Genomic DNA, 19,506 nt, shown 5'->3' with positions numbered 1-19,506 from the left:
TTAAATCCAGGCATGGCGGGCAGGGAAATGACCATTAAGGTAATAATTGCCAATGGCATGTAATTTCCAACGAACAGGGTCGTGTAAGGTATGTACACGGGCATTTCGCCAATGTTGATCTAAATTGTGTTGGCTTAAGCTTGAACGACTACCGCCTAGCTCTAGTAGTTTTTCAGAGATTTGTAGGGCAGCATCATTGGCATAGACTTTCGCTTCAGCAACCAAAATTGAAGCTTTAGCTACTTGTTCATCAGTCACCGTTTGAAGTTGATCAAGTTCATCTAAATACTCAGCAGCTTCATCAAGCAGTAAAATTGCAGCATCGAGCAAAATATTTAACTTACCTACCTCTTGCAGTGTGTAATGTTCAAAGCTGGCTTTTTCAACATTTGCATCAATAATTGGACGTGCTTTATGAATAGTCGATAAAGTATCGTCAAAAGCAGCTTCTGCAATCCCCACATCAATGGCAACTTGTAATAACTGTGAATAGGCACCGCGATAGGTTGGAAGTTGTGTTAATAATCGCTCATCAAAAATAAGTTCAGGATTAACTTCAACTTGATTTAATTTAACTGTACCGCTCGCTGTCGTACGTTGCCCAAATCCATTCCAGTCATTAATAACTTCAATACCTTGAGCGTCTCGGTTAACAATGACTAAAACCACATGACCTTCAGGATGAATTGCTTTAATCGCGAGCCAATGCGCAAAGCTCGTACCTGTAGAATAAAACTTTTCGCCGTTTAAAATATATTTGCCGTTCTCAACAGTAAGAGTGGTTTTTAATGTTTTTGAATCGTGGGTATTACGTTCTGGCCCACCGTTGGCAAGACGTTTACCTGCTAATATTTCTGAAAAGATAAATTGTTTTTGTTGTTCTGTGCCCATGATTTCGATCAGGTTTAACAGGCTAATCTGATTTTGTGGAATCTGACCAACATTCGCATCACCTTTACTCAAAATACGGAAAACTTGAGCCAAAGTTTTATTCGAAACAAAAGCGCCGCCGTATTTTTTCGCAATGCGAATACCACCTAGGCCTTTTTGGCTAAAGCTTTCGATTTGCTCAAGCGGTAATAAGCGTTGTTGATCACGTGCATTACGACCCTCTAAAGCAAAATCAGCCACTTGATAAGCAGCATTAATCGCTTGTTGATCATTTTGAATGATTTGGACGTATGCAGTCGTTTTTGATAGAGAATTAGACATAATGACACCTTGTATTGCTGTCATTACCTTACAAAAGAAATATTTTTCCACTAAACGAGGACTTATGCTCAGCTTATGAAATAAAGTGCAAAGCATTTTTTTTGCTTTTTAATGAAAAAATAGAGATATTGAAAAATTATAAAAAACAATAGTTTAAGGTTGTTATGCGGAAAAATAATAATAGAGTTGGTTTTAATATGAAAAAGAGCAATAAGTACGGTAAAAAAAGATATAAAAAAAATAGACTTAAGTGTCAGTGAAAAATGAGCACAATATCCATTGTTTTAACTAAAAATAGCTTCTAAAGTATCTACTTACCGACGACCATTTTTGTACAAATAGTCAAATAAAAATAAACGTGGAGATTTTATGCGGGTTTTGTATCAGTTTCCTTTGTCCCATTATTGTGAAAAAGCTCGCTGGTTGTTAGACCATAAAGAACTTGATTATGTGGCTCATAACTTAATTCCAGGCTTTCATCGTGCTTTTGCACAACTCAAAACAGGCCAAAATTTACTGCCTATTTTGAAAGATGATCATCAATGGATCGCTGAATCGACTAAAATTGCACTTTATCTGGATGATACTTATCCGGAGCATTCACTGTTACGTCGTGATGAACAATTAAGACAGCAAACATTAAAAATAGATAGCTTGGCTGATGAGCTGGGTATTCATGTCCGTCGTTGGGCTCTAGCTCATACGTTGGCGCAAGGAGACCATGCTTTAGAAATTATGATGGGTGAACAAGGCTATTTACGCCAATTTGAAAAAATATCGAAGCCATTCCTCAAAACACTGGTAAAGAAGAACTATAAACTTGAAGAAGAGCTAGTCAACCAGTCAAAAGAACGTATGGATGAACTCATAAATGAACTAAATAACTGCTTAATCGAAAATCAGGCACGTTATATGGTAGGCGATCGCTTAAGTCTTGCTGATATTTCTGTATGTTCTATGCTTGCTCCTTTATTAGAAATAAAGGGTACGCCGTGGGAGCGGGAAGAGGCTGAAGGTGTTTCGGAAGAATGGAATAACTATCAACAAAATTTACTTGATTTACCTCTAGGTCAGTATGTTTTAAGAATATATCAAACTGAGCGTAATGCGCGAGTAGATTGGCGCGGAATTTAAAATTATAAAATGCCCTGAGAAAATCGGGGCTTATTTTTATCTTTGCTAGTTATTTTATTAATGTAGATATTACTATCAATTTTCTAAATGATTTTTATTAAGCCATTTGTTTATATTATTTTGATGCCAAAATTACTTTTTACAATATAAATTCTATTTTATCTAAATGACTAATAACTTTAATTTTTATGATTTTTTGGAAAATACAATTTTTCTAAATACTATTTTTAGCCAAAGTTAAGCCACTTTATTGTGCATGTGTTTACAATGTAATCAATAATTGCCACATTTAAGTGTAAATAGATGAGCTTAATAATAGACAGAAGATTAAAACATAGATTAAAGTAGAAACATGTGAGCAGTTTTAAAGGTATTAATTCTGCAAAACAGATTGAATAGAATAAGTGAAGCAAATGGATGGGTCCGACTTGGAAAAGTTGGCTCGATAATTGCAATTTAATAAAAAATCACTCTATTGCTCTATATGAATGATTCTATAGATAAATAGAGAGAATGATCATCAAGGAGTTCTTATGAAACGTTCTGCAACCTCTCTCATTATTTCAACAGTTATGCTTTGTACGGTTGGCGCTACTTCTCAAATTCAAGCAGCAGATACATTAGCTAAAATTAAAAGTACCGGAAAAATCGTAATTGGTCATCGAGAATCCTCAGATCCAATTTCATATGTTGTTGCAGGTAAACCAGTAGGTTATGCAGTCGATATCTGTAACCAGTTTGCAAATGACATTAAAAAAGAATTGAAAATGCCTGGCTTAAAAGTTGAGTATAAGGCAGTAACTTCATCAACACGTATTCCTGAGCTTTTGGCAGGCAATATCGATATGGAATGTGGTACCACTACAAACTCTAAACAACGTCAGCAACAAGTTGGGTTCTCAACTAACTACTATGCAACAGAAGTGCGCATGGCTGTTAAAGCAAACTCTGGCATTAAAAGTTTGGCGGACTTAAATGGTAAAGCAGTTGTTACTACTCAAGGCACTACATCTGACAAATACATCAAGATGAATGAAAAAGGCCAGGCAGTTAATGTTCAAAATATTTATGGTAAAGATCATGCTGACTCTTTTGCCATGATGGCATCTGGCCGTGCTGCTGCATTTGTAATGGATGATAATATTTTAGCAGGCTTGATTGCTAAGTCTTCTACACCTAAAGCTTTTGCCATTGTAGGTCCGGTACTTTCATCTGAACCTTATGGAATTATGCTTGCTAAAGATGATCCAAAATTTAAAGCGGTTGCAGACCGTACTGTAAATAACTTATGGAAAACCGGTAAAATGGACGCTTTATATAAGAAGTGGTTCTTATCTCCAATTCCACCAAAAAACACGAATTTGAACATGCAACAAAGTTCATCTTATAAGAAATTAAAAGCTAACCCAACAGATGCAGGAATCTAACTGGATCTTTTTGTCCTAAATTTACTTGTGTAAGTGTAAAGATTCATTTGCACAAGTGGTCTATTTTCTAAAGATATTAATTTAAGGGGCAAACATGTCAGTCGGCTCGCTAAACTGGACTATATTCTGTGCGGAGTCTAATGAATATGGTGTCGATAAAGCCGCATGGGCAGAATCAGTTTGTAAAGCTATTGGTAGCTCAAGCTACAATGCTTATGCTGAGGCACCCACATGGTTACAAATGTTAGGTTCAGGCGTGTTCACTATGGTTTGGACAGCTATTATAGCCTTTCTTATCGCATTTTTATTAGGTTCTCTCCTAGGTGTAATTCGTACATTACCCAACAAACCTCTCGCATTTATCGGCAATTGTTACGTTGAAATTTTCCGTAATATTCCACTTATTGTGCAACTATTCTTCTGGGCTTTTGTTTTTCCCGAGTTTTTACCTGACAGCTTAAGTGCAGGTAGTGGGGATGTAGTTGCTGGTGGTTGGTGGAAAAATATTTTAAATCAGCAACCGGCGGTTATTGGTGTTTTTGCATTAGGTCTCTACACGGCTGCCCGTGTATCTGAGCACATACGTGCCGGAATTAATACCGTTTCTCGTGGACAGAAGTTCGCAGCTTCCGCTATGGGTTTTACTACTGCACAAAGCTATCGTTATGTCATTTTACCGGTTGCATATCGTACCGTATGGCCAACGATTACATCTGAAGCAATGAATGTTTTTAAAAACTCAGCTGTTTTATATGCGTTGAGTGTGTTGAACTTCTTTGCTTACACGAAAACCATGCGTGAAGAAACTTCTCAGGACATTATCATTCTTATTCTCTCTACACCTGTTTATTTGATTATCACTTACAGCATTAAGTTTGTGATGGCATGGATTGAGAAACGAATGGCTGTACCTGGCTTAGGTTCAGGAGGGAAGTAATCATGGATTTTTCTTTATTACAAAACCCTGATGTGATCGCGGCACTCAAAGAAGGTTTCATTTTTACGCTTACCGTAACGGTATTAGCAATGATGGGCGGTATCCTAATTGGAACCCCATTGGCAATGATGCGTTTATCTAGCAATGCCATCGCAAGTAATTTTGCAAAATTTTATGTTGATCTGTTTCGTGGTATTCCACTGATTCAGGTGATCTTTATCTTCTACTTTTTGTTGCCGAAAATATTTGAGTTCCAATCTGATACCTACTGGGGTCCGTTGTTTTCGAGCGTTGTAACTTTTGCCATTTTTGAAGCAGCTTTTTTCTCGGAAATTGTACGTTCTGGAATTCAGTCTATTTCAAAAGGTCAGGTACATGCAGGCTATGCGCTAGGTTTTACCTACGGTCAATCAATGCGCTACGTGGTTTTACCTCAAGCCTTCCGTAACATGCTCCCAGTATTGTTAACTCAAACAATCATTCTATTTCAGGACATCTCATTAGTTTATGTGATTAGCGCACCAGACTTTTTAGGTCGTGCAGATACATTGGCTAATACTTATGGACCTGAAACAAAAGCAACATTCTATTTAATCGTCGCTGTAGTGTATTTCTGTAGCTCGTTTGTGCTGTCGCATTTAGTCAAACGCTTACAGCAAAAAATTGCCATCATTCGCTAATTGGAGATTTTAAATGCCAATGATAGACATCCAACATATCTCTAAATGGTATGGTGATTTTCAGGTTTTAACAGATTGCACGACGAGTATTGAAAAAGGTGATGTCGTTGTTGTTTGCGGACCATCTGGTTCGGGAAAATCAACACTCATCAAAACAGTAAATGCTTTAGAGCCATTTCAACAAGGTGACATTATTGTTGATGGAATTTCACTTAAAGATCCAAAAACAGATCTTGCTAAATTCCGTTCACGAGTGGGAATGGTCTTTCAGCACTTTGAGCTTTTTCCGCACATGACTGTTTTGGAAAATTTGACGATTGCTCAAGTTAAAGTGTTAAAGCGTTCAGTTGCAGATGCTCGTGCAAAAGGTCTGAAATATTTAGAGCGTGTAGGCTTACTTGCTCATAAAGATAAATTTCCGGGGCAGTTGTCGGGTGGTCAGCAGCAACGTGTAGCGATTGCACGTGGCTTGTCTATGGACCCAATCTGTATGTTGTTTGATGAACCAACTTCTGCACTTGATCCTGAAATGGTCGGTGAGGTTCTTGAAGTTATGGTACAGCTCGCACATGAAGGCATGACCATGATGTGTGTTACTCATGAAATGGGCTTTGCTAAAAGAGTATCTAACCGTTTAATTTTTATGGATGAAGGTAAAATTTTAGAAGATTGCCCAACCCATGAGTTCTTTGATAATTTAGAAGCTCGTCATGAGCGTGCTAAACTTTTCTTAGAAAAAATTCAGGCGATGCACTAATAACCCTAATAAAAAAAGAGCCATTAAAGGCTCTTTTTTTATATCTAATTTTTAGAAACTATATTTTGCTAGCAGGTTGATACGTGAATAATCACCCTTGTCACCTGCAAAAGTTTCACGTTGACCGTAAGTATATTCTGCTCCTAAATCAATATTTTTAACTGGGTTCCAGATTAAATTGACTAAAGCGTTATAAATTTCTTTGTTATAGCTGGTATTGGTTAAATTGCTATTTGCATAGACATTATCATCTTTATATTGAATACCACCTACAGCAAAAGTAGAACGCAGAATAGGGCTCCATTTACGTTGATATCCAATTACTGCGCTATCGAATTCTCCTAAATTAATATCTTGTGTTGTTGTGTCATAGTTATAAGCCGAATTGCTATAAAGTAAATAACGGCCATCGCCTTTAACATGATAGTAGTTAGCAACCACGCTATCTTGAGGCGTTAAATCATATTTACCTCCAACGCCTACACCCCAGCCAAATTTTTCTTCAGAAGTACTATCTTTTGGAGCCACACGGTTTTCATGGGCAAGACCATGTAACTGTAATAGGCCTTTGTTATCCGTAGTTTTGAAATCATATCGTGCTGTTAAAGCAGGAAAACGGCTTCCACCGGCAGCATTACCAGCTTTTTCAACATCGCCACCCTCTAAGGCAACTAATATTTTTTGTTGTGCATTAATTGGCTGGGTGTAACGAACCTGTACTGTACGTGTAGTACCTGTACCAATAGCGCCATTAAAGTCTACTGTTTCTGGTGATGTATCTGTGTTTACAAACGGTGAGGTTGTTTGACCAGCTAACCATTTTCCTAAAGACATATAGGCATGACGAACACGGAAAGTACCATTGCCATTATCTCCATTGCCACCCATGAAATCGGCTTCAATTTTACCTGTTAAATCTCCATATTGAGTTGGACGAGTAATATCTAAGCCAATTCGTGAAGTTGCTGCAGATACATTTAGTGAGTCTTGTTTTGGATCATCTTTATTGAGTGGATAATTGGCACCATTTGAAATACTGCCATTTGAACCTTTAAAGTCATAGGTTGCATCTGCGCGAACACTACCATAAAGCTTGACTTGAGTTTGCCCATCGGCCATAGCCATCCAACCTGGTTTTGATGCAGGGGGTGTAGGGGTGGCAGGTGCTGCGGGAATTGTTGCTGGAGCAGTGACAGTTAAAGCTGTTTTTTGTTGATCAGATAGTTTCTGGACGAGTTGTTTTAACTCCTTTACCTCATCGCGTAAGGCGTTAACTTCAGCATCTGTAGCGGCATGCACAGGCATCGTCACGCTCATTGCACCTAAAGAACTCATTGCTAACACTAGTGTTTTGATCTTATTCACAGGAACTCCCCCGACATAGATAAAAATTTTCCTGCAAATACATAACAAAAATGATGCCAACTTTAAGAAACTTGAAAAATAGCCAAATTTTGATGATTACTTCCTTTTTAGCCTCAAATGATAGTGAGAATAAGAATTTTGCATCGATAAATCAGATTTAAGCATAAAACTGACTCTCTAAAATGAACCGCCTCTGACACTACTTGCACGTTTAAAAGGCATAAAAGACTTAAGCTCTATAAAAGAAATAGAGTTTTGCTACCCATAAACCTTTGTATTTTCAATGCAGAGGTGATGGTATAGGGTTATACTGTCTTTACTGTGAAATTCTGGCTGGAGATAAGAGTGGAGTTAGATCGTTTTGATAAACAAATTCTAGAAATTTTGTCTCATGAAGACTTAAATTTGAATGAACTTTCAGAACGGATCAATCTGTCAGTCAGTTCTGTGCATCGGCGTATTAAGCACCTGATTGAAGCCAACATCATGGGACAGCTCAAAAGGGAAATTAATTTTAGTAAGCTTGGTTTTACTTTACATATTTTATTGCAAGTTTCATTGAGTAAACATGATAGTGAAACATTTGATAAGTTTCTGTCTGAAATAGAAGCAATTCCAGAAGTAACTAATGCATTCTTAGTAACGGGGCAGAGTGCTGATTTTATTTTAGAGCTTGTAGCACGCAACATGGATGACTACAGTGAAATTTTATTAAGACGTATTGGAAAAATCGACAATGTAGTTGCTTTGCATTCTAGCTTTGTCATTAAAGAATATAATGTGTTTAATTGCTATAACTTGCTCAATAAGCTATAAAAAAACGCACCAAATGGTGCGTTTTCTTTGATTCAAATGTTTGATTTAAGCATCAAGTTGAGCCAAAACCTCATCCGAGAATTCAACGTTAGTATAAACGTTTTGTACATCGTCAAGATCTTCAAACATATCAATCATTTTAAGAATTTGTTTTGCTTGGTCAACATCGGTAATTTCAGCTTTTGTAGATGGACTCATCACAACTTCTGCGTTATCAGATTTTAAACCAGCAGCAGTAAGAGCATCTTGTACTTCACCGAAAGTTTCTGGTGAAGTGATTACCAAAATTTCATCTTCTGAAACTTCAATATCTTCAGCACCAGCTTCTAAAGCAACTTCCATGATTTTATCTTCTAAAGAAACATCTTCAAAAGTAATCTCACCACGTTTAGTAAATAGATAAGATACAGAACCCGCAGTTCCTAAGTTACCATTTGTTTTACTAAAACAGTGACGTACGTCTGGTACTGTACGGTTTAAGTTATCTGTCATTGTTTCAACAAGAACAGCAACCCCGCCAACACCATAACCTTCATAAGTTACTTCTTTTAGATCATCATTATCTTCACCACCAGCACCACGTTGGATAGCACGGTTAATGGTGTCACGTGTCATATTAACTGAGAGAGCTTTTTCAACTACTGCACGCAGACGAGGGTTGCTAGCAGGATCTCCACCACCAAGTTTGGCAGCAGTCACAATTTCACGAATATATTTAGTAAAAACCTTACCGCGACTTGCATCTTGTTTAGCTTTACGATGCTTAATATTGGCCCATTTAGAATGACCCGCCATGGACGTGAACTCCAAAAAAAGAAAATGCAAAAGTGCTGGAATATTAGCATAGGCTTGGTTTTGTTGAAAACTGTTGCCCTGCGTTTTGTTAGCCAATTGAATAAGAACAATAAGCTTAAGACCTAATGAGTGACATTAGGTCAAATCAAGTCCAATTTGATTTAGTTAATTTTTACATCTATGTCAAATTGAGCATATAACTCTTTAATGGTTTCCAAGTCTTTTTGTAAATCAGTCGGGTAAATTTTACCTAAAATCCCACCTTGTTTACTTCGAGCATTGGCATACATTAAAACAATAGGAACATTGGCTGCTTTTGCAATATGCCAAAAACCTGTACGGATAGGCTTACGTTCAGAGCCATCTTTAGCACGTGTAGCTTCTGGAGCAATCACTAAGTTAAAAGTTTCATGGGTTTGAAATTGTTCAACCATTTGCGAAACGATATCTTTACTTGCTTTACGATCAACAGGAATGCCACCCAATTTTTCTAAAATTGGCTTAAGGGGGCCTTTGAAAAGTTCTTTCTTTATTAGAGTATGAATTTTGATGTCTAACATTTGGAAGAGGGCAATCGAGAGCACTGCATCTAGATTTGAGGTATGTTCAAAGCCAATAATAACTTGTTTTTTCTCAAGAATTTGTGGGTCTACATTGTAGGTCCAACCAACGGCTTTAAAGATAGAGTTAGCTAAAAATTTTTTCATACATCAGTGCAAATTGATAAATTTTCAGGATTCTAATATGAGTTTGTAAAAAAGCCTAGAAAAATTATGAAAGCTAAAGTAGAGCACAAAAGTTAAGGATTATCTAAGTTCTAAAATACTTTAAAAGTTCTTTTTTTATTTTTCTCAAACTTCGTCTGAAAGTAATAAACCTAGATAATTTTAAAATTAAGATACTGGCTGTGGTATCTCTTCATTAATTAAATATTCAATATATTTCCAAATTTTTTCTGGGTTAATAAGGTTTTTATCTGTCGTCCCATCAATAATCATTCCATCAATAATAGAAATAATGATATGAACAAGGGGAGTTGGGTTTTCTATACCTAACTGAGTAAGTTTTTCATGTAACAGATTAGTCAACCATTTTGTATATTCATAAAATGGTTCACGAATTGAAGTATATTGTTTAGATACTTCAATAAATGCCTTTTTAAATAAACAGCCATTAAATGTTTCGCTATTGATCCATTCAATATACCAATTAAAAATAATATGAATTTTCTCAAGAGGACTAGCATCTTGATGTAAACTTAATTGTTCATTGATTGAGTTTTGAATATTTATATTTCGATGTTGCAAACATTCCATAATTAAATTTTCCTTTGACGGAAAATATTTATAAAAAGTCATTTTTGCAACATTTGATTCAGCAATAATACGGTCAACACCAGTAGCATTGTACCCAATCTGATTAAATAAATTTAAAGCAGTATTTATAATATCTTCTTTTTTTGACATTACTATTCCATATAGTTAAAACTAATTATAACTTAATCTAAAATATTAAATTTTTAATACAAATTATGATAATAAAAAACTGATTTTGATTCAAGTTGAGATTGTGATAATGATTATCATTAATTGAAGTTTTTTTTAATTTTTCATTTGATTTCGTACGATTTTAATTCTAATATTAATCGATGAAGGAACATATTTAAATATTAATTTAAGTCATTGTTTTTATAATAAAATATGTAAAAATCGATCATGCTTCAATAAGTTTAATGAGAGCGGATATGCCTAAGAAATTTGAGAATTTTAATAATCCTAGAAAGAAAGCACTCGCAGGGATGAAACAAAGCATTTCAGCTGAACTATGGGAAAAAAATTCAAACTTTTTGACACGATTAAGAGCAAAGATTGCAAAACATCCTGTATCCCATCATCCTGCAATCGATACTTTAAATAATGGCGAAATTAATAAAGAAGATTTAAAAAAAATTCATTTAGAGTATCGTCATGCAATTGTGCAAACTTTTACTGATGCATTGCTCATGGCCCAATTTCAAACTAAACAATTAGAGCCGAGATTGCATGCCGGTGCAAAAATGTTCCCGCGTTTTCTTTTGAGTTTAAATATTTTTGATGAGTTTGGATTTCGGCCAGGGTTGGATAAAGACGGCTACTATCAGGGAAATCCTGAATATGCTCATTATCCCTTATTTGAAGATATATTGAATGATTTCGGTATTACAGAACAAGATCGTCTAACTTATCATCCGACTGAAATTGCAGATCAGGTTAGAGTATTTTTAGAAAATGCTTATGATGACTATAAAGCTGTTTCAGCCTTATTAGCAGTCGCAGAAGAAGAAGTCATTCTGTATAGTCCACCTTTACGTAGAGCAACTAAGGCAGTTGGTCTAGATGTGGAGGGTGGTGGTTATTATCATGTACATGGTATCTCTGAAGATGAAAGTGCCGAAGCAGCAGATGATGATCATGAAGAAGATTTATGGTATGTCTTGATGCAAGCTTGTACAGAAGAAGACTATAACTATATTGAAAAATTGTGCTTAGAGTATTGTGATTTATGGGAAAAGTTCTGGGATACACAATTAGATAATTCTGAGCCAATGCGAAAGCAAATCTTAGCTTAATAGATGAAAGATGGATATTTAGTACGGAACGTAAGTGTATTTTAAAACATCTAAAATTTAGGGATAAAATAAATTTAAATTTTGAGTATTTTTTATAAGAGTAAAGCATATTTTATTTGGATATATATTAAAAAACCCCATAAACTTTTTGTTTATGAGGTTCGGTATTTGGTGGGCCCACACAGACTTGAACTGTGGACCAACGGATTATGAGTCCGCTGCTCTAACCAACTGAGCTATAGGCCCTATAAGTCAGAAAAGCTTTTAATCTCAATGCTTTTCAGTGCGTGCAATACTAATCAATTTTTTAATTAAACACAAGTCATTTTCTGAAGTAGACGCAAACTAAACCCAAAAATATTGTGTCTTATTGGTTAATATTTCAAGCGATAGTGATTCTAGCTTATGTGTACTTCAAGAGTAAAGTGGGAGAAGTTATTTATCGATCAATTAGAATTTATTCCAACAATCTATTGTGACGATGACTTAATTGTATTTGTAGTTTGAGACATTAATTTATATAAAATAAATTTTGTTTAAAATATAAGCAGGAATTGTAGATGTGCTGTTTGTGTGTTGTGAAAATATAGAATTAGAAAAAGCTTATTTAAGATAAATATAAATGGTGATTAAAAATATTATATATTTTTATATTGTAATTAAGCTTTAGATATATGGTAGATTGCCTTTTTAATTATATATTTCGAAAAATAATAGTTACAATAATTCTATTAATAGAGTTCTAGCCTATATGTAGTAAAAAATATAGACTATTAGGGCCAAATTACTTAAGAAAATAGTATTATTAATTTTTAGATTAGCTTGAAATTTAAACTCAACTTAAAAAAGTAAACATTAAGATATAAAGTTAGCAACTTTAATAATGAAACATAAAACTAACGAATAAATGGATTAATTTTTTTTGATGCAAATAAATTTAATTAAAATATAATACTTTTTATTAAGATGTTTGTTGTGTTTTTCTAAAAAAGCTGTTAAGGGTGATAATAGAAATTTTTATCATTAAAATACCTTTCCGTCTCTAAAGTATTTTCTATATGAAACCTAAATTGTGATTGTCTTCACAACAACACAAATGTTTGTATCTTATAAACTTTATTCTTGACTAAAACACTTGGTTTTAATAAAGTATAAGTGTATTTTTTACAAAAAAATATTATTGCTTAATCCTGAAATACAACAAGAGGCCTACTTTCTAAGTAGGCTTTTTGTTTTTAGTAGTATTTAGAGATATGGTACAGAGTAATGAGCTTAAGCTTTAAATAAACTAGATTTAACAAGAATCAAAATTATAAAAATCCTTAGACTTTCAGAACTAACCTATAAAGTTTTATAAATTTTCTTGAATAATTTTAATTAACTCTCTAGCTGCTTTAGGTAAAGGGCGGTCTTGGAGCCAAATTAAATAAATAGATAGAGGTAAATGATTTTTTGTATTTTTAAAATCTAAAAGGACTAAGTGACCTTGATCAATTTTATCTTGTACTAGTGATAATGGAAAATTTCCCCAACCAAGTCCAGCTTCAACCATATTAATTGCTGTTTGTAGACTATTGGTTTTCCAGTACATTGCACCAATAATTGAACGGGGATCTTTCATTTCATGTTCACTACTCGCCACAACAATTTGTCTAATATTGATTAATTCTTCAATAGAAAACTGCTTTGTTCTATCTTGTAGAAGAGCGTGGTTAGAAGAAATCGTAGCCGCCACTGTTTCAGTCATTACCAATTGTAGATTCTCGCGCATTTTTATATTGAGGTCTGAACCCGCTAAGCAAAGACTGATTTGCTCCGTATAAAGTAAATTAACAATGTCGTCTTGGGGAGCAGTAATAACTTCTATGTTTAGTAAAGGGAATTTATCGGCTAGTTTCTTTATTGAGTGGAATAATAATTTTGTATTTACATCGGAAACAACGCCAATACGCAATTTACTTTCAAGTCCTAAAGAAAGTTCATGTGCATGAGTGCTAAATAGCCTAAGTTGTTCAGAAATGATCCGTGCTTGAGGTTCCAAGGCTAATGCTGTAGCGGTAGGAATGACCTTTCGAGGAGTCCGTTCAAATAATATATAACCCAATTCTGCTTCTAAATTAGCAACGGCCATACTTACTGCTGAGGGGACTCGATTTAGTTTACGAGCAGCCGCAGAGAAAGAACCTGTATCGAGTACCGTTATGAAAAGTTCAATATTTTCACTGTTAAAATTCATTTTGATATCAGCTGAACTGAAAGCTATTAACTTTATATATGATTTTGACTGAAATTAAAATATAAGGAATTAAGCAGAGTTTAGTGATTATGCAAGGTATAAAGCGTCGAATTGTATATGTTTCTTCCTATGAAATAATCGGAATGGTTATTTCATCAGTAGGGTTAGCGATTTTGGCAGGTGATAGTGTTGAACATACTGGACCATTATCCGTCATGATTACGACCATCGCTGTAACTTGGAATTTTATCTACAATATTTTATATGAGAAATGGGAAGCTAAACAAAGCAGTCATATCCGTACAGTTAAGCGTAGAGTTGGACATGCCATCGGGTTCCAGCTTACTTTGGTTCTGTTTTTAATTCCGCTTATTTCATGGTGGATGGATATTTCCCTGATTGCTGCTTTTTGGTTAGATGTGGCCTTTATTATCATTATTCCTGTCTATACTTTTATATTTAATTGGAGTTTTGATAAGTTATTTGGATTGCCTATTTCGGCACAGGCTAAAGCGCTAGCAGAATAACCGTAAAATTATTTTATAAGCTATCAAGGTGATTAACTTTGATAGCTTATTAAGTTCAATTATTTAATTTGATCAATCACTAATTGTTTTGAAAACTTGAGTTGAGCTTTCTTGGCGAAAATGTAGTAAATCAATGCAGTAGAAATAAGTCCTACAAGCCACGATAAATCGATTCCTCCTAACATTGCCGCAATTTGACCCGTATAGAATTTACTATCAATAAATGGTAGTTGAATCAAAATACCTAGAAAGTAGCAGGTAATTCCAATCCGATTCCAACGGCCATACTTACCATTTGGATCATACAGTGCATCTACATCACATTCTTCTTTAGAGATAAAGTAGTAATCAACAAGATTAATGGCACTCCACGGAATAAAAAAGGTGAGTAAAAACAAAATAAATGCTTTAAAGGCGCTTAAAAAAGTATGTTCACCTATAATTGCAATAAAGGTTGAGACTACAACCATAGCAAGGACAATCAGTAATCTTGTTATTTTTGAGATTTGATTTGTCGATTTGAAACTATTCCAAATCGTAGCAATACACATAAAACTGCCATAGGCATTTAAGGTCGTTAGAGTAACTTTCCCAAAAGCGATACTAAAATATAGAAAGATCACGACGAGGGCAATTGGGTTCATACCAACAACATATTGAACTTCATTTCCGACAAAATTGCCGTTTGCAACCTGAGCGATTAAAACGCCTAGGCTCATAGAAATTTGTGAGCCAATTAAAGAACCTAAGCCGACAGCCCAAAAAACACGAGATGAAGATGTTTTAGTTGGAAGATATCGAGAATAATCTGCAACATAGGGACCAAAAGAGATTTGCCAAGAAGCAGAAAGGGAAACTGCTAACAAGAATGAAGACCAGCTGAAATGACGTACTGCTAAGAGTTCAGAAAAATCAGAAAGTGCGAAGATCTGAGTCAAAATTATCACAAAAGCAATCAAACCAATAATACTGGCTACTTTGCCTACCAAATGGATTAAACGGTATCCAATCGTTGCGAATAAAATGATTAAACTTGCATAAATTAAGATACCAGTTGTATTGCTGACATGTGCCAAATGTGCAATTGCTTTACCCGCTAATACCTCTCCAGTTGCGGTAAAACCAATATACATAAGGCAAACGAGTATGATTGGAATGCACGCGCCATAAACCCCAAATTGCACACGGCTTGAAATCATTTGAGGGAGGCCAAGTTTAGGACCTTGGGCAGCATGTAGTGCCATGACGCCAGCACCAAAACATTGTCCTACTAATAAGCCAATAATAGACCAAAAAACATCCCCACCTAACACAACGGCTAGCGCGCCTGTCACAATAGCTGTGATTTGTAAGTTAGCACCAAACCATAGGGTGAATTGGGCAAATACTCCGCCATGTCTTTCATTTTCAGGAATAAAGTCGATGCTTCGGTTTTCTATAAAACTACTATTAGGTTTCCCAGCCGATGAGTCCATTTCACTCTCCTTATCCTTTAAGAGCCATCCTATTCTTATTCATTTATATTTGTATAATCAAATATAAACATGTATATACAAGTAATTTTAAGAAGAATCAAATATTTTTGAAGTATTGGACGTTAAAATTGAGTTAAATAATTCATAGATAAGTAGAAAAAGTATTTGACTGATTTTATTTTTTAAAAGTTAAATGATAAAAAAATAATATATAAAAAAGCCCTCTGAAGAGGGCTCGATTTTATACGTTTGCGTCTAAAACAAGTTGGAAATAAGTGGGAAGTTCAGAAAATTGTACCAGTTGGGTCTTATCTTCTTGCTTAAAATAATACTGATAATTTGGAGTGTCTAAATGGTTATCGAGATATTGGGTTGCATCTGTAAACTGTGCTTTTGCAATCGGCTTATCTTTCTTGCATTTAATAATAACAGGGTTTACGGAGTTTAATTTTACAGGAACGCCATTTTCAAATTTAGCAGTTTCAATCAATAAGGAAATTTTGAAATCACCGAAGGTTACACAGAAGTGGCCTCCATTTTCAGTCTTAATTTCTCTGTCAGAGAAAAGATCTTTAAATAAATTCTTAAGGGATTCTCTATGTTTATCTAAGGCAACTTGAAATTCATGATCTCGTTGCTCGATCTTTTCTTGCTCTTCTTGTAGCAATTTGGCTTGCTTTTCAATTGTTGTAAAATCCAGCTTCATTTTAATATCTCCTTTGGTTGTTTTAAAACTATATATGGCAATCTTTTATTAAGTTTTAAAGAAACATACAGTATTTGTTACAACGGAATAATTAAGATGAGCTTTTGTATAAGCTATCACAAATGTAAAAAAAAATTGAAAATATAAGAATTTAAAGAAATTATTGAGGAATAATTTTTATATTTGAAAATGCTGCTACATATTAAGGATAAATTTTTAATGTAGCAGCACATTTCTTATTTTGTACAAGGTTTTGCTATAAGTGCAGTGCTTTTAATTTTAAAAAATCCTCCGCTACTCATTACACCAAGCATCACTAAAACTGTTCCTACTAACTGCCAGATATTGAGGGCTTGTCCAGTAAGTAGAGCAATTATCATACTGAACACTGGCACAAAGTTAAAAAAGACAGAAGCACGACCAGCACCTAACTTTTGTATACCATTAAACCAGAATAGATAAGCAATCATGGTAGAGCAGATAACAACATATCCCATGGCTAAGTGCGCATTTATAGGGGCAGATGCAATTGCTGTAAGAGGATCTTCAAATATCACGCTCAACAAACCAAGTGTTATTGCCCCGAACAGCATAGAAAAAGTTGTTGTTTCTAGCGGAGTCGCATTTTTTACATAACGGCGAGACAGTACATTTGCAAGACAAAATCCAAATGCGCCTAATAATATAAATAGATCTCCAATGTCTATTTTGAGGTGCAGCAAAGTCGTTATATGTCCCTGACTAATCACCAGTAACACACCACTTAAGCCAAATAAAACGCCTAAAAACTTATTAGTGGTAAGTTTTTCTCCATCTAAAAGGATTGTCATTAATAGAGTCATTAATGGCGTGGTTGCCATAATCAAAGCACCGTTAACAGCTGATGTGGTTTGAAGTCCATAAAAACAGCCGATGTTGAAACCCGCAATTCCGATAATACCAATAATCAAATAGATTACTAGATTCTGTCTTAAGGCTGCCCATCTAAGCTGGCCTGTTATTGAAAAGATTAAGAGTAAGCCTAGACTTGCAATAAAAAAACGTTCAGACGCAGCAGATAACGGGGGCATATGTTGAATAATATAAGACATTGCATTAAATGCTGATCCCCAAAAAAACATCGTTAAGACAACACCAGCATAGGCATAAGCCACCGTTCTGTTCATGGACAGGCTCCCATTAAGAAAGGTTTTATTCTCGACAAATCTATAAAGGTGTACAATTCCATATTAATACACTTCTAATGTGAAAATTTGCACAATGATTGATTGGGAAAATTTGCATTACTTTTCAGTTTTTACCGAAGAAAAGTCACTTTCCGCTGCTGCCAGAAAATTGGGAGTAGATCATGCAACTGTATCTAGAAGAATTGCCCAGCTAGAACAAAATTTAAAACTTAAATTAGTTGATCGTAGACCACGGACATACATTCTGACTCCTGATGGGGAACGTCTTGCACAAGTAGTTGCTCGTATGATGGAAGAAACTTTTTCTATTGAACGTCTAACTCAAGCAGGTCAGCAAGAAGTAATGGGAAGTGTTTCTATTAGTATGCCTCCCTTAACTGCTGCACATCTCATCATGCCCCATTTGGGTAAATTTTATCGCCATTATCCGCAATTAAAATTACGGGTGCTCGGTGATGTTCATTATGTTTCTTTACAGCATAGTGAGGCTGATATTGCGGTACGATTTGGACGTCCCAAAGATGAAAATTTAGTTGCTCGCAAAGTAGGTGAAATACCTTTTGGAATATATGCAGGTCCAAATTATTTAGCTTCAACAGATCCTGAAAATTATGATTGGATTAGTGTAGAAGTGGGGGGAGTGCATGGTCAAAAACAGCAAAAATTAAAAGAAAGGTTAAGTCATAAAGAACCTATAATGGTTACCAATAATCCCGAGTTACAGTGGAGAGCTGCATGTGGAGAAATTGGTTTAGCGGTCTTACCTGATTTTTTAGGAGCTCTGAGTAATTTGATCAGATTACAAGATGATTATCCGATGAGTGCTGAAATATGGTTAGTCACACACGAAGATTTGCGACATAGCCCTGCAATACGTGTAGTAATGGATTTTCTTATATCTTGTTTTGAAGCTTTTAAGGTCTAATCTGTTAATTGCGATCCATTTGTATAAAAGCTACTGGAGTCCGCAGCTTTTATATTGAGATAAATTTTAAGCCAGACTGATTTCTATTCCTCTACGTAAATTAGATTGGTCCTGTTCGGAGTTTAAATCAATTTTGGCATACGATGTGGCAAGTATGCGTCGAGCAGCAAAATTAATTGGTTTTTCTAGCAACTTAGGTAATTTGATACCTAAGGGGTTACTTTCGGTTTGAGATACCTCGGTTTTGACCCTAGTTCCCATAATATAGTCAAACCATGGTTTGGTAACGCACCAATTAGCATTTTGATTGCTTGTCATATGATGATCATAGTGCCAAGGGATACGTTTCTTAGCATATTCAGGGTCTAAATGGGCTTTTGAATGTACACGCCAATAATTCCATAAGCCATAATAAAGCCCAGCTGTAAAAAAGGGCGCTACTGGTAAGAATACTGTTGCAGCACCAGCTAAACTAATTAATGCTGTTTTTTCATTATAAATTTCTGCATTTTTGAACATTGATTCTGCATAACCTTCATCATGAAAATTATTTAAGCGAGCACGTTTATGATGAGCAATATGAGTAAAAAAAGGGCTATTACGATACTTAGTTGGATATTCGTGTAACCAAACTTTATGGAAGTACCATTCAAGGCCATTTGCAACAAAAATACCGACAGGAAACCCGAGCATACTAATTACTTCTCATGAATCATAAT

The 19,506-nt window shown here is 35.1% G+C and carries 19 protein-coding genes and 1 tRNA gene; 9 read left to right on the top strand and 11 right to left on the bottom strand.

The window, feature by feature from the left end:
• Entirely contained in the window at positions 1-1,236 is a 1,236-nt protein-coding gene (locus tag MKL51_RS09205) for an SfnB family sulfur acquisition oxidoreductase (RefSeq protein ID WP_017481645.1), read from the bottom strand.
• A gap of 345 nt (positions 1,237-1,581) precedes the next feature.
• Between MKL51_RS09205 and MKL51_RS09200 the strand changes: the two genes are divergently transcribed.
• The 5 genes from MKL51_RS09200 (at position 1,582) to MKL51_RS09180 (ending at position 6,147) form a co-directional block, all read left to right on the top strand.
• Positions 1,582-2,346, top strand: coding sequence for a glutathione S-transferase family protein (locus MKL51_RS09200; RefSeq protein WP_017386781.1), 765 nt, complete (start codon positions 1,582-1,584; stop codon positions 2,344-2,346).
• A 533-nt stretch (positions 2,347-2,879) separates the two neighbouring features.
• Positions 2,880-3,773, top strand: a complete 894-nt coding sequence (locus MKL51_RS09195) for an amino acid ABC transporter substrate-binding protein (RefSeq protein WP_005076378.1) — start codon at positions 2,880-2,882, stop codon at positions 3,771-3,773.
• Positions 3,774-3,867: 94 nt separating this feature from the next.
• Positions 3,868-4,710 (top strand): amino acid ABC transporter permease, encoded by an 843-nt coding sequence (locus MKL51_RS09190; protein WP_002114400.1) that lies wholly within the window; start codon positions 3,868-3,870, stop codon positions 4,708-4,710.
• A gap of 2 nt (positions 4,711-4,712) precedes the next feature.
• A complete protein-coding gene (locus tag MKL51_RS09185) occupies positions 4,713-5,390 on the top strand; it encodes an amino acid ABC transporter permease (protein ID WP_016145033.1) in 678 nt (225 codons plus the stop codon).
• Between the two features lie 13 nt (positions 5,391-5,403).
• Positions 5,404-6,147, top strand: a complete 744-nt coding sequence (locus tag MKL51_RS09180) for an amino acid ABC transporter ATP-binding protein (RefSeq protein WP_002114298.1) — start codon at positions 5,404-5,406, stop codon at positions 6,145-6,147.
• Positions 6,148-6,198: 51 nt separating this feature from the next.
• Here MKL51_RS09180 and MKL51_RS09175 read toward each other — a convergent pair whose 3' ends face one another.
• On the bottom strand, positions 6,199-7,512 hold the full coding sequence (locus MKL51_RS09175; protein ID WP_025468460.1) for a DcaP family trimeric outer membrane transporter: 1,314 nt from the start codon (positions 7,510-7,512) through the stop codon (positions 6,199-6,201).
• A 345-nt stretch (positions 7,513-7,857) separates the two neighbouring features.
• Here MKL51_RS09175 and MKL51_RS09170 point away from each other — a divergent pair, with 345 nt between their 5' ends.
• The gene (locus MKL51_RS09170; RefSeq protein ID WP_002050132.1) at positions 7,858-8,328 is read left to right on the top strand and encodes an Lrp/AsnC family transcriptional regulator; all 471 of its coding nucleotides are present in this window, start codon (positions 7,858-7,860) and stop codon (positions 8,326-8,328) included.
• 45 nt (positions 8,329-8,373) lie between these two features.
• Here the strand turns inward: MKL51_RS09170 and MKL51_RS09165 are convergent, their stop codons facing one another.
• From MKL51_RS09165 to MKL51_RS09155, 3 genes are all read right to left on the bottom strand, one after another.
• Positions 8,374-9,123: a YebC/PmpR family DNA-binding transcriptional regulator gene (locus tag MKL51_RS09165; RefSeq protein WP_002114471.1), complete on the bottom strand. Its 750-nt coding sequence runs from the start codon at positions 9,121-9,123 to the stop codon at positions 8,374-8,376.
• 161 nt (positions 9,124-9,284) lie between these two features.
• On the bottom strand, positions 9,285-9,830 hold the full coding sequence (locus MKL51_RS09160; RefSeq protein WP_017481647.1) for a 1-acyl-sn-glycerol-3-phosphate acyltransferase: 546 nt from the start codon (positions 9,828-9,830) through the stop codon (positions 9,285-9,287).
• Between the two features lie 186 nt (positions 9,831-10,016).
• Positions 10,017-10,589 (bottom strand): TetR/AcrR family transcriptional regulator, encoded by a 573-nt coding sequence (locus tag MKL51_RS09155; RefSeq protein ID WP_017481648.1) that lies wholly within the window; start codon positions 10,587-10,589, stop codon positions 10,017-10,019.
• Positions 10,590-10,867: 278 nt separating this feature from the next.
• Between MKL51_RS09155 and MKL51_RS09150 the strand changes: the two genes are divergently transcribed.
• Entirely contained in the window at positions 10,868-11,731 is an 864-nt protein-coding gene (locus MKL51_RS09150) for an iron-containing redox enzyme family protein (RefSeq protein WP_017481649.1), read from the top strand.
• Between the two features lie 169 nt (positions 11,732-11,900).
• On the opposite strand, the gene MKL51_RS09145 is transcribed toward MKL51_RS09150, so the two are convergent.
• Together MKL51_RS09145 and MKL51_RS09140 are read right to left on the bottom strand one after the other, a co-directional pair.
• A tRNA-Ile gene (locus MKL51_RS09145) sits at positions 11,901-11,977 on the bottom strand.
• Positions 11,978-13,082: 1,105 nt separating this feature from the next.
• Positions 13,083-13,967, bottom strand: a complete 885-nt coding sequence (locus MKL51_RS09140; protein ID WP_017481650.1) for a LysR family transcriptional regulator — start codon at positions 13,965-13,967, stop codon at positions 13,083-13,085.
• Positions 13,968-14,056: 89 nt separating this feature from the next.
• Here MKL51_RS09140 and MKL51_RS09135 point away from each other — a divergent pair, with 89 nt between their 5' ends.
• Complete coding sequence (locus MKL51_RS09135; protein ID WP_005069647.1) at positions 14,057-14,494, top strand: PACE efflux transporter; 438 nt, start codon at positions 14,057-14,059, stop codon at positions 14,492-14,494.
• Between the two features lie 59 nt (positions 14,495-14,553).
• Here MKL51_RS09135 and MKL51_RS09130 read toward each other — a convergent pair whose 3' ends face one another.
• The 3 genes from MKL51_RS09130 to MKL51_RS09120 form a co-directional block, all read right to left on the bottom strand.
• Positions 14,554-15,969 (bottom strand): purine-cytosine permease family protein, encoded by a 1,416-nt coding sequence (locus MKL51_RS09130; RefSeq protein ID WP_005069645.1) that lies wholly within the window; start codon positions 15,967-15,969, stop codon positions 14,554-14,556.
• 241 nt (positions 15,970-16,210) lie between these two features.
• A complete protein-coding gene (locus tag MKL51_RS09125) occupies positions 16,211-16,675 on the bottom strand; it encodes a hypothetical protein (protein WP_017482308.1) in 465 nt (154 codons plus the stop codon).
• A 236-nt stretch (positions 16,676-16,911) separates the two neighbouring features.
• Positions 16,912-17,841 (bottom strand): DMT family transporter, encoded by a 930-nt coding sequence (locus tag MKL51_RS09120; protein ID WP_017482307.1) that lies wholly within the window; start codon positions 17,839-17,841, stop codon positions 16,912-16,914.
• A gap of 94 nt (positions 17,842-17,935) precedes the next feature.
• Here MKL51_RS09120 and MKL51_RS09115 point away from each other — a divergent pair, with 94 nt between their 5' ends.
• Complete coding sequence (locus MKL51_RS09115; protein ID WP_017482306.1) at positions 17,936-18,787, top strand: LysR family transcriptional regulator; 852 nt, start codon at positions 17,936-17,938, stop codon at positions 18,785-18,787.
• 66 nt (positions 18,788-18,853) lie between these two features.
• On the opposite strand, the gene MKL51_RS09110 is transcribed toward MKL51_RS09115, so the two are convergent.
• Positions 18,854-19,480 (bottom strand): sterol desaturase family protein, encoded by a 627-nt coding sequence (locus MKL51_RS09110; RefSeq protein ID WP_005069636.1) that lies wholly within the window; start codon positions 19,478-19,480, stop codon positions 18,854-18,856.
• Between the last annotated feature and the right edge of the window lie 26 nt (positions 19,481-19,506).

The organism is Acinetobacter sp. AOR18_HL (assembly GCF_027855145.1).
Taxonomy (GTDB): Bacteria; Pseudomonadota; Gammaproteobacteria; order Pseudomonadales; family Moraxellaceae; genus Acinetobacter; species Acinetobacter pittii.
Note: the sequence above shows the minus strand (reverse complement) of the source record. Positions and strands in the feature narration are given on the sequence as shown.